The following is a 13,767-nucleotide window of genomic DNA, read 5'->3' as shown; positions in this document are numbered from 1 at the left end:
GGCCGGACGCCATCCGGTCGTGCAGCAGATATCTCACTCCATCCGGTCCGTGACCGCGTTTTTCATCGGTTAGGCGGCGCGGCACGCCTTTTGTGGGCCGCACCGCCTCTTGAACGGACTATTCCTCGTCGTAACCGCCGCCTTCGTCCATAAGCTGCTGCATCAGATAGACGTGTTGCAAGGCCAGCAGCTTGGCGCGCTGATCGTTATCGACGCCGCCCGAATGGCCGCCGGTCATGTCCTCGTAATAGTAATAGGCCTGGCCCTGCGCGCTCATCCGGGCCGCCGCCTTGCGCCCGTGGGCGGGGTGGGTGCGGTCGTCGGCGGTGCTGGTGATATAGAAGGGCGTCGGGAAATCGGTGTCCTGGGTCAACTTCTGATAGGGCGAGTACGGCTCGATCCAAGCGCGCTGCTCCGCAATGCGCGGATCGCCATATTCGCCGATCCACGATGCGCCGCGCCCGATCTCGTGATAGCGCAGCATGTCGAAGAGCGGGATCTGGACGATTGCCGCATTATAGAGGTCGGGGCGCTGGGTGAAGGCGGTGCCGACCAATAGGCCGCCCTGGCTGCCGCCCTGAATGCCGAGATGCTGCGGGCTGGTAATCCCGCGCTTTACCAGATCTTCGGCGATGGCGATGAAATCGTCCCAGGTGCGCTGCTTGTTCTCGCGGATCGCGGTCTGGTGCCACTCGGGGCCGAATTCGCCCCCGCCGCGCATATTGCCGAGCACATAGGCTCCGCCGCGCTCCAGCCAGAGCTTACCCGTGGTGCCGAGATAGCCGGGAAGGCGCGGAACCTGGAAGCCGCCGTAACCGGACAGCAGCGTCGGCGTGGTCCCGTCCATTGTCATCCCTTCGGGCTTGACCACGAAATAGGGGATGCGCGTTCCATCCTTGCTGATGGCCTCGAACTGTTCGACCTCCATCCCCTCGGCCGAAAAGCGCGCAGGGCTGGTCTTGAGCACTTCCGGCGCGCCGCTGCCGTCCGAATAATAGAGCGTGCTGGGCGTCAGGAAGTCGGTGACCGAATACATGATCCGGTCGCTTTCATTGTCCGACGCGGCGACGCCGACCGTGGCGTTATCGGGCAGGGCGACGCGGCGGCTGGTCCATTCGCCGTCCTCGTAATCGAATTTGAGGACCTGGCCGCGCACATTGTCGAGCAGGTTCACGAACATCGAATTGGCGGTGATCGAGGCGCCCTGCTTGGTCTGGCGCTCGGCAGGCGCCCAGACCAGGGATTTGGCCGCGCCATTGGGATCGGCCTTCCATTCCGCGAGATCCGCGGCGACGATCGAATCTGCCGGGAAAGTGGTGCCGCCGACCGTCCAGGGCACGTCGGTGCTGAACAGGACATGCCCGTCGACAATCCCGAACAGGCCGGATTTTTCCGGCATGTCGAGCCGGGTCCAGTCCTCGCCCTGTTGCAGGTAATAGGCACGCTCGTGGAAGCTGAGGCCGCGATAGGCGGCGCGGGCCTGGACCGTCCCGGTCGAATCGCGCAGCAGGATCGCGCCCGCCGACACGTCGAACGGCTCGCCGCGGAAGATCTCGGGCGCGTCCTCGATCGGCGTGCCGCGTTTCCAGAGGCGAGTGGTGTACGGATAGAGGCTTTCGGTCAGCGTCCCTTCGCCGAAATCGCGGCTGACGAGCAGTGTATCCTCGTCGATCCAGCTGACGCCGCCCTGACTTTCGGGCAGGCGGAACCCGCCATCGACGAATTGCCGCGTTGCCACGTCGAATTCGCGCATTTCGTTCGCGTCCTTGCCCCCATCGGACAGGCCGACCATGCAGCGATTGCCTTCGGGCGGCAGACAGTTGAACCCGGCGAAGACCCATTCGCGGCCCTCCTCGCGCGCCAGCCTGTCGATATCGAGCACGGTTTCCCATTGCGGGTCGTCGGTGCGATAGCTGTCTAGCGTGGTCAGGCGCAGCACGCCTTTGGGATTGTTCGCATCCTGCCAGAAATTCATCAGCCCGTGCGGGGTGAAGCTGACATAGGGAATGCGATCCTCGCTATCGAGGATGGCAAGCGCTTCGGCCTTGAGCTCGGCAAAGCGCGGGTCTTCGCCCAGTGTCTGATCGACGCGCTCGTTTTCCGAGCGGACCCAGGAAAGGGCGGGCACGCTGCGCGCCTCTTCCAGCCAGATGAAGGGATCGTTTTCGCTTTCGAACGGCGCTTCGGCGTCTTCGGCCATGGTGCTGGTCTCCTGTGCCCGCAGCGCTTGCGGACCCATCTGTGTCGCCATGGCTGCTGCCAGCGCGAGCGCGGAAATCGTGTTTGTTTTCATGATAAACCCCTTACCCGAACAGTCGCACAGATCGTGCGGCGGGATCGCCGCGGGGGCAAGGCGAAACTCGACGAAGATACCATCCAGGCGGTCGGGTGACGGGCGCGCCGCTACCCGGGCCCTGTCAGAAGTCGGCGGAGATCGAGGCTTTTACAGCGCGCGGGCCGCCTTGCAGCAGAGCGGGAGAGAAGGCGTCGAACGCACTCGCCCAATAGCGCTCGTTGGCGACGTTATCGACCGAGAGGCGAACGGTCACCGGCGTCTCGCCCGCCGCGAAGACATAGCGCGCGCCGAGATCGAAACGCGTCCAGTTGTCGAGCTCCAATGTGTTGGCCTGGTCCACCCATTGTTCGCCGGTCCGGACCACTCGCCCGGTCAGCGTGAGGCCGGGGACGAAGCCCAGATCCCATTCGACATTCGCATTGGCAGTGTATTCGGGCACGCCCGCAACTTCGTTGCCGTTCACGAATTCGGTATCGGTCAGCGCCGCGCCGCCGATCAGGCGCAGGCCGGGTGCGATCTCGCCATTGGCGGTAAATTCGATCCCCTCGTGGCGCTGATTGCCGAGATAGCCGAAGCTGCCATCGGGCAGCACGCCTTCGCCCGGCCGCTCGATGCGATAGGCGCCGAGGGTGAGGAACATGCCGCCGAGACCGAGCTTCCCGCCGATTTCGTACTGGACCGACTTACGCGGAGCGAGCGACTGGCCGAAATTGGTGGTGGGGTTGTTTGGATCGACCGGCACGCTCGGCCCCTGCTGGAGCGCTTCGATCCGGTTGGCGTAAAGCGACAGGCGCTCCACCGGCTTGATCACGATACCGGCGACGGGCGTCACCGCGTTCTCGTCGTACAACGTACCCGGTGATCCGTCGTAATTGGTATTCTCCTGTCGAATGGTCTGGAGGCGCAGGCCGCCGGTCAGGAGCACGCGATCGCCGAACAGGCCGATCGTGTCGTTGGCAAAGGCGCTCCACAGCGTGGTGCGCGCGGTCGGATTCGGATCGTCGAGATCGCCGCCGACGAAGCCGGGGCCGATGGGTTCGGGCACTTGCGGCGTCGCATAGAGATTTGTGGCGTAGCCGGGCAGGAAGTCGAAGGCGGTGCGGAAGACCTGCCAATTGGCGTTGCCGCCGAAATTGAACTCGTGCGTGATCGTGCTGCCCAGCTTCACACGAAGGCCTGCCTCGATCGCTTCGTTATTGGTGGTGGCGGGCACGAACAGGGCCGAGCCGGAGGCTGCGCCGGTTGCCGCGTCGTTCACGGTGATGCCGCCATACAGTCCCGCTTCCTTGCCATCGCGTGCGCCGCCGCGCGCATAGAGCAGCGCATTGTCGGCAATATCGTATTCGAGGCTCAGGGTCCCGAACACGTCGCGCAATTCGCTATAGGTGAAATCCTGCGCGTAATTGGCGTCCGCTTCGGGAACGCTCGGTACCGTGGCCGTCGCGACCGTCACCTTGGGGCGCAGTGCGTCGACGCGGACTTCCTGAAACGCAAGGTCGAGCACGGCGCGGAATGGCCCGCTATCGTAATCGAGCGCGCCGCCGATCACGGCGGTGCGGCGATCCTCGCGGTCGATTGCCGTTTCGCCATCGCGATAGGCGCCGTTGACACGCAGGCCCCATTCCCCGCTCGCTCCGAACCGGCGCGAGATATCGACCGCACCGCCGAAGCGCGCGCTCTCTTCCGCGCTGGCGGTGACGCGAACGAAATCGCGCGCCTGCGCCCGCTTCAACACGAGATTGACGTTGCCGCCCAGGCCCGATCCGCCCGGCGCGGCCCCGTTCAGGAATGCGCTGGCCCCGTTCAGCACCTGGACGCTGCCGAACAATTCGGGCGCGACGAGCTGGCGCGGGCCGATCCCGTAGAGCCCGTTCACGCCGACATCGTCTCCGAACAGGCTGAAGCCACGCACGATGAATTGTTCGGCGGCGTTGCCGAAACCGTACGTTGTGCGGATGGTCGGATCGTTTTCCAGCACGGCACCCAAAGTCTGGGGCTGCTGGTTGCGGATCAGGCTCTCGTCATAGGAGCGCAGGTTGAAGGGCAGATCCTCTGCAGGTTTGTCGCCCAGAACGCCCGCCTGGCCGCCATTGACCACTTCGGTCGCGTTGCGAGCTTGCGCGGTGACGACGATCTCTTCGACCTGCTCGGTAGCCTCTTGCGCATGCGTCGCAGTTGCAAGCGATGCGATCAGGGCGAGCGAAGAAATGCGGTAAGCGAGTGCCATGAGGGAAGATCTTTCTAGCGATTTGACTGAGAGCGGCGGCGTGCGAGCGCCCCGATGATAACGAGCGGTACAAGGCCAAGCAGGACCCAGCAGATAAGATCGCGGATGCCGTCGCCGGTCAGGCCGGAGATCAGGCCTAGCAGGCTCGCAAGGGCAAGAGCGAGCGGCCAGGCGAACACTTGCGCGTTGGTGCGGCGACGCATGATGCGGCGCGGACGGACCGGATCGGGCGAAAAGTGGATCATGCGCGGACCTTCCTGAAACCGCCCGATGCGATTTCCTCGATCCGGCGGTCCAGCCCGCCGGGGCGACGGCGCAGCCACAACAGCACACCGGTCCACAGCACCCAGATCGTCGCCAAGGTCAGCACCGCCCAGATGATCTTGAGCGGAAGGCCGCCGTAATCGCCGAAATGCAGCGGCTTCGACATCATCAGCGCCTGATTGAGCGCAGGCATGGTGCGCGCATCGGTCAGCTCGCCGGTTTCGGCATCGACCAGCGCCGGTGTGAGGAGGTTTTCGGTCAGCGGGCGATCGCCCTGAAAGAAGATCGCATAATGATGCCCGCTCGACCAGTCGCCACCGGGAAAGCCGATGAATTGCGGGCGGCGACCGGGAAGGGCGGCTTGCGCCGAGGCCATCGCCGTGTCGAGCGAGCCATAGCGTGACGGCGGCAGGGGCGCTTCGCCCTCATAAGCGGCGGCCATCGCGGCGACCTCGCCATCGCGCCAGCTATCCGTCAGCGGATCGGCAAAGGCATTGATGGCACCCGTCAGCCCGATCACTGCCATCCAGGCGAGAGCGACGATACCGATCAGATTGTGCTGGTCCAGCCGCTTCACCCGAGGGCTCCGCTCGGTCCGCACGGTTCCGAAGGCGATCCGCCGCATGAAGGGAGCATAAAGGACCGTGCCCGAGATGAGCGCGACCACGAAGAGCAATCCCATCGCGCCCAGAACCCACATGCCCGGGAGGCCGAGAAACATGTCGGTGTGAAGCTGGAGGAGGAAATCCATCAGCGGATTGCCCGGCGCTGGCCCCAGCGAGGCACCGCTCGCGCGGTCGAGGAAGAGCAGGCTCATATCCTCGCCCGCCGCGTCGGGGGTGGGGCCGGTGGTGACAGTCAACAGCGGAGAATCGGGGCTGAAAGCCATGAACAACGGTACTTCGCCGGGCCGTTCGGCCAGAGCGGCGGCGAGCATCCGGTCGAGCGGGAGGCCCCCTTCGGCAGACGGTTCGCCCGTCAGCGCGTTCGCGGAATCCGCGCCCATCGCGATATCGATCTCGTCGTGAAAGATCAGCGGCAGGCCGGTCACGCACAGCATCAATAGGAACACGGTCGGGATCAGACCGCTCCATTTGTGGATCAGATACCAGATCTTGATCGTCCCGCGCGACATGGTGAGGCGGCTAGCCGGGCTGGCCTAGCCCGTCAATGCGAATAACTCGCAATAGCAGAATATACGATCAGCGCTCGATCACATCGCCCGACATGGGGGCGAGCTTCGACAGGAAGCGGTTCTGCGACCGGAAATCCACGCCTTCTTCGCGCATCGCCTTTTGCAAATTCTCGACCAGCGCGTTCATGTCGCCCCGCGTGGTGCCCATGCCGGAATGCGAGCTTTCCATGTCCCGCCCGGTATAAGTGCAGCCCGCGTTGAGGATGTAGCAGAACTGTTCGAACAGGACGCGCCGCAGGCGGACCATGTCGTGCCCTTCGAACACCGCGGCGATGCGCGGGTCGGCGGTGTTGAGCGCGACCAGGCGATCGGTGATGCGGCGAATACCGTCCTGACCGCCGAAGGCGCGTGCCATCGCATCGCCGGAGAAGGGCTTGGCCCCGGCATTGGCGTTGCTCTGTCGATACTCCTCTACCGGCAGCTCGCCCGTCACGGGATCGCGCTCGACCTTCTCGACGCCGAATTCAGCATCCCAGTCGACATCCTCGGCAGGCGCCTGCTGGAAGAGGAGAGCAAGGGCGATGGTGGCGGCATTCGATAGCATGCGAAAATTCCAGTCGGATCAGAAGGCCAGCTGGGCCTGGAGAAATGCGCCGCGCTGGTCTTCGAAGGTCGCGATCGAGCCGAGATCGGCATAGGCGGCGGTGAGCGTGAGAAAATCGGACGGCGCGTAGGCGGCGAACAGGTCCATCCAGTCGTCTTCACCGAGGCCCAGATTGTCCGGCTTGGTGCGAACCTCCGCGCCCACGACCGCGCGACGCGAAAGCTGATAGGCGAGCGAGCCTTCGAATTGGAGCGAGTAGTCCGGGTTCGATGCGCTCCCGAACCCGAGCAGCCCCGTCTGGTTCGCCTTGGTCAGGCGCACGGCTCCGCCGAGCAGAATGCTTTGCGCCAGCAGAAGCTTGGTCGCGGAAAGCGAGATATCGGTGCCGCTGTCGTACAAGGCACCGACCGCGCGCACGATGTCGCCATCGCGGTTGCGCTTGTGCTGCACGGAAAGGCTGACCTGCGGCAGCAGCGGGTTTCCGTATACCACGTCGCCGAACAGGCGCAGCTTCGCGCCGAACACGTCCTGATCGAACGTGAAACCCTGTCCCAGCCCCAGCGCCGCGCCGACATCGCGCGTGTCGAAGCGCTGCCGGGCATAGGACAGCTCGATCCGGTTGGCATAGCTCACGCCCGCGCCGAAACTCTGCCAGTCGAAATCCGGCAGCAGCACGGCGGTCGCATGGACGCCGCCGCCGAGGCCGCGCTCCTGCATCCCGGCGAGGATGGCCCAATTGGCGATGCCCCCGCCGCTGGCGCCTTCGAGGCTCGCGATACCGTTGGTCAGCAGCAATTTGCGCGAATAGCCATCGGTGAAGGACGGCATGTCCAGAGGCTGAGTCGGCCCGGCGCTCTCATCCGAATACGCAAATTGCGTAGCGCGCGTGTCATTCGAAGAACCGAGCTCCGCCATCGTTTCGGGCGGCGTGGCCGCTGCGTCGAACGCGGTCGGCGAAGGCGCATCGAAGCCATCGCCGAAGCTCGACGTATCGTAGGCGATCCGGGGCTCCGAAGCGTGGGCCACGGATGCGCAGAGGAAGACGGCAATCGCTGAAGCAGAGGGGAAAAGGCGATGCATCATGGCCGCCCTTTCCCATGGAATGGTTAAGTTTCTATCAAGGCTGACAGCAGGGAATCTTAAGGATTTTCGTGATAGTGCGGGGTCATGTTCCGTATCCTCTCCGCCCTCGCCGTTCTGATCGCCATTCCGCTCACTGCCGCCTGGGCTGCGTCGAGCGTGCCGGTGCGCGTGCAGATCGTGGATGCCAAGGGCGTGCCCGTACGCGATGCCGTGGTCGAGATCGATGCGGCGGGGCCTGAAACCGGGCGGATCACCTTCCCCTGGCGCATGGCGATGGCGCAGCGCAACGAACAATTCGTGCCCGGTACGCTGGTGATCGCGCGCGGCAGCACGGTGGCGTTCCCCAATCTCGATACGGTGCGCCACTCGGTCTACAGCTTTTCGAAACCCGCACGTTTCGAGATCGACCTGTTCGGCCGCGATCAGACGCGAACGCAGAAATTCCCGATCGCGGGCGCGGTCGCGCTGGGATGCAACATCCACGATCAGATGCGCGGCTATATCCGCGTGGTGGACACGCCTTACGCAGGAAAGACCGACCATAACGGCATGCTCGCACTCGACGCCGTGCCGAGCGGCGCGGCCAAGATTACGGTTTGGCACCCACGCCTTCGCGCTCCGGGCAACGAAATGCAGCGCGCGGTTGAGATTTCCGGCGGGTCCAACCGCCACCGCCTCGCGGTCACTCTGAGATGACGAGAGCTCTTTTCGGTCGCGTGCCGAACTTTCGTTTCGGCACGCTGCGGCTTCGCATCGCCGTACTGTTCACCATCCTGTTCGCGGCCGTCATGGCCGTCGTCATGCTTCTGGTCAGCCAGAGCATCGAGCGTTTCGGAGAAAAGGCTGCCTCCGGAAACCTGAGCGCGAATGCAAAAGTAGTCGACGAAATCCTCGATCTGCGCGCACGCCAGATGCTCGGCTCCGCCGATGTCCTGTCGCGCGATTTCGGATTTCGCGAAGCAGTCGCCACCGGGGATTCCGCGACCATAGCGAGCGCGCTGCGATCGCTGCGTTCGCGCTCGCAAAGCGGCTCCGCCTTCGTGGTCGGCCTCGACGGTTCGCTGGTGGAAGACGGCAGCGGCCGATACCCGCCGGTGGACACCATCTGGGGGCCGCTGGATGATGGGGGCCGGAAGGGCCTGATGCGGTTCGGCAACGATTTTGCGCTCGCCGCCGCTTCACCTATCGAAGTGCCCGACACCGTCGGCTGGCTAGTGGTCACGCAGCCGCTCGATGCGAGGGAAATGGATCGACTGGCCGAATTGGGAGGGGTCGATATGCGGGCGCGCGTCTCCGCCCGGTCGGATCTTCCTGAATGGGCCCGTGGCACGCAGGACGGGGAAATCCTCGAAGGGCGGGGCGAGAACGATCATCTCTATCACATCTCGCGCCTTCCCGCGCTGCAGGACGGAATCGAACCGCGCCTGGTGCTCGAACATTCGCTGGGCGAAGCGCTCGCCCAATACGCCTCGTTGCGGTATCTGCTCGCCGGGGTGATCGCTGCCGGTTTGGCGCTCGTCATCGCGCTCGGCTTTCGCATCGCCAGTGGCATAACACGGCCGCTGAACCGCCTCGACGTCGCGGTGCGAAAATTCGCTCGCGGCGAAGACGCGACGCTCGCCGTCGAAGGCGAGGACGAGATCGGGCGATTGGCGACCAATTTCAACGGAATGGTCAAGGCGATCGCCGAGCGCGAGCGCGAGATCATCCATGTCGGCCTGCATGACGGGTTGACCGGGCTGCCCAATCGCAAGCTCTTCGTCCAGCAATTGGACGAGGCGCTGTCCTTGCGCAAAGACGACGATCGCGTGCTCGTCGCCTATGTCGATCTCGACGATTTCAAGGTCGTCAACGACACGATGGGCCATCCCGCCGGTGACGCGCTGCTGCGCGAAACCGCCGCCCACCTTCGCAAGCAACTGCCGCAAGCCCGCATCGCGCGGTTCGGCGGAGACGAATTCGCCGTGCTGATCAGCCACATCGAACCGCACAGCAATCTCACCGCCCTGGCCGACGAAATCCAGGCCTGCTTCGAACGCCCCGTCGATCTCGGTGGGCATCAGGCGGTGAGTTCGGCCAGCATCGGCATTGCCATTGCACCCGGCGACGGTGAGGACGGCATTACCTTGATGAAGCACGCCGATCTTGCGCTGTATCGTGCCAAGCGCGACGGCAAGGCCAACCATCACTTCTTCGAACCCTCGCTCGACGAGCAGGCGCGCCGACGCCGCGAGATGGAACTCGATCTGAGGCTCGCGATCCGCGATGGCGGGTTCGAACTGTACTTCCAGCCGCTTTACGACCTGCGTGCAGACCGGTTGCAGGGCTTCGAGGCCCTGATCCGCTGGCCGCACCCGACGAAGGGTATGATAAGCCCGGGTGAATTCATCCCGTTGGCGGAAGAGACCGGCCTGATCCTGCCGATCGGCGAATGGGTGCTGCGCGAAGCCTGCCGCATCGCGCGCGACTGGCCGGACGAGCTTTCGGTCGCCGTGAATATCTCGCCCAAGCAATTCCTTGCTCCCGGCCTTGCCTCCACGATCATGCAGGCTCTGTCCACGACCGGTCTCTCGCCCAAACGGCTCGAGCTGGAAATCACGGAAAGCGTCTTCATCGCCAATGTCGATAAGACGCTGGGGACGCTCCATTCCCTGCGCGATGTCGGCGTCAGGATCGCGCTCGACGATTTCGGCACCGGCTATTCTTCGCTCAGCTATCTGCGCAGTTTTCCGTTCGACAAGGTCAAGATCGACCGCAGCTTCGTTCAGGATCTGGCGGGCGAGGGCAATGCCCACGCAGTCATCCGCGCTATCACGACGCTGGCGGAAGCGTTGGGAATGGATACGCTGGCAGAAGGCGTTGAATTGCCCGAACAGATGGAGATCCTGCGCCGCGAAGGGTGTCAGTACATCCAGGGATACCTGCTCAGCGAGCCGCTTCCGATGACAGGCGTCACCGAGCTCTTCCGCGAAATGGCGCACGACAAAAAGCGGCGCGCCATCGCCTGATTAAGCCGAGCCGCGGCAGGTGAACCCTTCGGTTGTAGAGCGAAGCGCTTGCCCAGGGGCCGCTTGCGACCTATCGCCGCGACGATGAAAAACGACACGACAGACAAGACCGAGCGCGATCTGAGCGATCGCAAATTCTATCCTGCCGAAGAAGAGGCGAAGTTCGAGAAATCGCAGCCGCGCCAGACGCCGCAGACCGCGCATCCCGCCTACAAGCTGGCATTCCAGGACACCGAATTTCTCCTGCGCGAAGAATTGCGCCCGGTCCGCTTCCAGCTCGAGCTGCTGAAGCCCGAAATGATCCTCGATGAAGCGGGCGTAGGCTCCACACTAGTGATGTATGGCAGCGCCCGCATCCCGCCGCCCGAAGCCGCGGAGACGGCGCTGGAAGGTGCGAAGGACCTGCCTGAAGGCGAGCGCCGCGTCGTCGAAAGTCTGGTCGCGAAGAGCAAATATTATGCCGAGGCGCGCAAGCTCGCCAAGATCGCGACCGAAAAGTCGATCATCGAGAACGGCAAGCGGCAATTCGTCGTCTGTTCCGGCGGTGGCCCCTCGATCATGGAAGCCGCCAATCGCGGTGCGAGCGATGCGGGCGGCGAAAGCGTCGGCCTCAACATCATCCTGCCGCATGAGCAGGCGCCCAACCAATATGTGACACCCTATTTATCGCTGAACTTCCACTATTTCGCGCTGCGCAAGATGCACTTCCTGCTGCGCGCCAAGGCGGTGGCGGTGTTCCCGGGCGGGTTCGGTACGTTCGACGAGTTCTTCGAGCTGCTGACCCTGATCCAGACCGGCAAGATGAAACCGATGCCGATCCTGCTGTTCGGCAAGGATTTCTGGACTCGCGTCGTCGATTTCGAGGCTCTGGCTGAGGAGGGGACGATCAACCACGCCGATCTCGACCTGTTCCGCTGGTGCGAGAGCGCCGAGGATGCGTGGGAGCATATCGCGGATTTTTACGACCTGAAGCGCTGAAAGCGCGTCCGGCTCAGTCGGAGGGAGCCTCCGCCAGCCTGCGTACAGCCTGATGGCCCAGCGGGCCGTGCCCGGCACCGAAGCCGGGCGCGTTCTCGATCGCCGCGAAAGTGAAGGCGCGCGCCATCCGAACCGCGTCGGTCAAGGGCAGGCGATGCGCGAGCATGGTGGCGAGCGCTGCCGAAAGGGTGCAGCCCGTCCCGTGCGTGTGCCGCGTTTCGAGCCGGGCGTGGCCGAAGCTCGCGATCTTGCCGCTGGGCGCGAGTACGCGGTCGAGCACCTGATCGCCGGTTTCCGCATGGCCGCCCTTGGCCAGCACCATGACATCGTGCCTGCTCGCCAGATCCAGACCCGCATCGACGATCGCGTCTTCGGCCGGTTCGGTGCGCCCGGTCAGCGCGGCGAGCTCGGGAATATTGGGCGTGACGATCGTGGCGATCGCCATCAGCTCGGCAAATCCGGCGATCGTCGCCTCGTCTGCCAGAGCCGCTCCGCTGGTCGCGACCATGACCGGATCGAACACGATCGGCCCAGCAAAGCTGTCCAGCCGACGGGCGAGGGCTTGCGCCGTCGCAGGCGAGCCCAGCATGCCGATCTTGATCCCATCGGCACCGATATCGTCGAGGCAGGCGTCCACCTGCGCCATCACGAAATCCGCATCCAGCGCCTCGACCGCGTGGACGCCGAGAGTGTTCTGCGCGGTGACGGCGGTAATCGCGCTCATGCCGTAACCGCCCAGCATAGCGATGGTCTTGAGATCGGCCTGGATTCCGGCTCCGCCCGAAGAATCGGACCCGGCGATGGAAAGAATGCGAGGGGGCGGGGAGGATGTCACGCGGCTGCGCGCACCGCGTTGCAGACATTGTCGACCACGCGTTCGACCTGTTGGGCATCGTCCCCTTCGGCCATTACGCGGATCAGCGGTTCGGTGCCCGAAGCACGGATAACGAGGCGGCCTTTTCCGGACAGCTCGCTCTCGGCTTCGGCGATTGCGCGTTTCACGCCGTCGGCATCGAGCGGAGAACCGCTTTCGTAACGAACGTTCTTGAGCAGCTGGGGTACGGGATCGAAGACATGCAGCAATTCGCTTGCCGGCTTGCCCGACCAGACCATGCTGGAGAGGACGCGCAGCGCCGCGATCGTCCCGTCTCCAGTAGTGCCGTGATCGAGCAGGATCATGTGACCCGATTGCTCGCCGCCGACATTGAAGCCACCTTCCTTCATCCGCTCCAGCACGTATCGGTCACCGACCTTCGTGCGCTCCAGCGTCAGGCCGCGCTCTGCCAGATGGCGCTCGAGCCCCAGATTGGACATCACGGTGGCGACCACGCCGCCTCCGGTCAGAACACCCTTGTCGGCCATTCGATCGGCAATCAGCGCCATGATCTGGTCGCCATCGACCGTGCGCCCCTTCTCGTCGACGACGATCAGGCGATCGGCATCCCCGTCGAGCGCGATGCCGATATCCGCGCCGACTTCGACAACCTTGGCCTTGACCGCGTCGAGCGCGGTGGAGCCGACGCCGCGATTGATGTTCGTGCCGTTGGGTTCGACGCCCAAAGTGACGATTTCGGCCCCAAGCTCCCAGATGGCGGAAGGCGCGACATGGTAGGCGGCACCGTTGGCGCAATCGATGACGACCTTGAGATCGTCGAACCGCATGGCCGGGCCCACCGATTGCTTGATCGCGTGGATATAGCGCCCGCGCGCATCCTCGATCCGGCGCGCCCGCCCGATTTCGGGCGCATCGGCGAGAACCGGCTCCTCGTCCATCAACGCTTCGATCGCCAGCTCGTCTTCGTCCGAGAGCTTGAAGCCGTCGGGGCCGAAGAGCTTGATACCGTTGTCTTCGTAGAGATTGTGACTGGCCGAGATCATGACGCCCAGATCCGCCCGCATCTCGCGCGTCAGCATGGCAATGGCAGGGGTTGGGAGGGGGCCGGTCATGATGACGTCCACTCCCGAACTGGTGAAGCCCGCCACCAGCGCGCTTTCCATCATATAGCCGGACAATCGCGTATCCTTGCCGATGACCACGCGATGGCGATGATCCCCGCGGCGGAAATGCCTGCCTGCGGCCTGCCCCACCCGCATCGCCATGGCGGCGGTCAGCTTGCCGGAATTTGTGCGGCCCCGGATACCATCCGTGCCGAAAAACCTGCGTGTCATGCA

General features: G+C 64.2%; 11 protein-coding genes. 3 read left to right on the top strand and 8 right to left on the bottom strand.

Features of this window, described 5'->3' with window-relative positions; all coding sequences use genetic code 11:
• Window positions 1–118 precede the first annotated feature (118 nt).
• The 6 genes from A3736_RS02625 to A3736_RS02600 all read right to left on the bottom strand — a co-directional run bounded on the left by A3736_RS02625 (window position 119) and on the right by A3736_RS02600 (window position 7,609).
• Complete coding sequence (locus A3736_RS02625; protein ID WP_067678813.1) at window positions 119–2,293, bottom strand: prolyl oligopeptidase family protein; 2,175 nt, start codon at window positions 2,291–2,293, stop codon at window positions 119–121.
• Window positions 2,294–2,417: 124 nt separating this feature from the next.
• Window positions 2,418–4,523 (bottom strand): TonB-dependent siderophore receptor, encoded by a 2,106-nt coding sequence (locus A3736_RS02620; RefSeq protein ID WP_067678810.1) that lies wholly within the window; start codon window positions 4,521–4,523, stop codon window positions 2,418–2,420.
• Between the two features lie 14 nt (window positions 4,524–4,537).
• A complete protein-coding gene (locus A3736_RS16915) occupies window positions 4,538–4,768 on the bottom strand; it encodes a hypothetical protein (protein WP_233999190.1) in 231 nt (76 codons plus the stop codon).
• On the bottom strand, window positions 4,765–5,922 hold the full coding sequence (locus A3736_RS02610) for a PepSY domain-containing protein (protein ID WP_067678807.1): 1,158 nt from the start codon (window positions 5,920–5,922) through the stop codon (window positions 4,765–4,767). The genes A3736_RS16915 and A3736_RS02610 overlap by 4 nt, the downstream gene beginning before the upstream one ends.
• Before the next feature lie 67 nt (window positions 5,923–5,989).
• Entirely contained in the window at window positions 5,990–6,526 is a 537-nt protein-coding gene (locus A3736_RS02605) for a group 1 truncated hemoglobin (RefSeq protein ID WP_082851269.1), read from the bottom strand.
• A gap of 18 nt (window positions 6,527–6,544) precedes the next feature.
• On the bottom strand, window positions 6,545–7,609 hold the full coding sequence (locus tag A3736_RS02600) for a DUF3034 family protein (RefSeq protein ID WP_067678804.1): 1,065 nt from the start codon (window positions 7,607–7,609) through the stop codon (window positions 6,545–6,547).
• Between the two features lie 84 nt (window positions 7,610–7,693).
• Between A3736_RS02600 and A3736_RS02595 the strand changes: the two genes are divergently transcribed.
• The 3 genes from A3736_RS02595 to A3736_RS02585 all read left to right on the top strand — a co-directional run bounded on the left by A3736_RS02595 (window position 7,694) and on the right by A3736_RS02585 (window position 11,595).
• Window positions 7,694–8,305 carry a plastocyanin/azurin family domain protein gene (locus tag A3736_RS02595; RefSeq protein ID WP_067678801.1) on the top strand — a complete coding sequence of 204 codons (612 nt, stop codon included), beginning with the start codon at window positions 7,694–7,696 and terminating at the stop codon, window positions 8,303–8,305.
• Window positions 8,302–10,617 (top strand): bifunctional diguanylate cyclase/phosphodiesterase, encoded by a 2,316-nt coding sequence (locus A3736_RS02590; protein WP_067678798.1) that lies wholly within the window; start codon window positions 8,302–8,304, stop codon window positions 10,615–10,617. Before A3736_RS02595 ends, A3736_RS02590 begins: the two co-directional genes overlap by 4 nt.
• An 84-nt stretch (window positions 10,618–10,701) precedes the next feature.
• On the top strand, window positions 10,702–11,595 hold the full coding sequence (locus A3736_RS02585; RefSeq protein ID WP_067678795.1) for an LOG family protein: 894 nt from the start codon (window positions 10,702–10,704) through the stop codon (window positions 11,593–11,595).
• 13 nt (window positions 11,596–11,608) lie between these two features.
• On the opposite strand, the gene thiD is transcribed toward A3736_RS02585, so the two are convergent.
• Both thiD and glmM read right to left on the bottom strand, forming a co-directional pair.
• Entirely contained in the window at window positions 11,609–12,430 is an 822-nt protein-coding gene (gene thiD / locus A3736_RS02580) for a bifunctional hydroxymethylpyrimidine kinase/phosphomethylpyrimidine kinase (RefSeq protein WP_067678792.1), read from the bottom strand.
• Complete coding sequence (gene glmM / locus A3736_RS02575; RefSeq protein WP_067678789.1) at window positions 12,427–13,764, bottom strand: phosphoglucosamine mutase; 1,338 nt, start codon at window positions 13,762–13,764, stop codon at window positions 12,427–12,429. Before glmM ends, thiD begins: the two co-directional genes overlap by 4 nt.
• Window positions 13,765–13,767: the final 3 nt, after the last annotated feature.

This window comes from Erythrobacter sp. HI0063 (genome assembly GCF_001635685.1).
Taxonomy (GTDB): Bacteria; Pseudomonadota; Alphaproteobacteria; order Sphingomonadales; family Sphingomonadaceae; genus Qipengyuania.
This window is presented reverse-complemented; position numbering and strand designations above follow the sequence as displayed.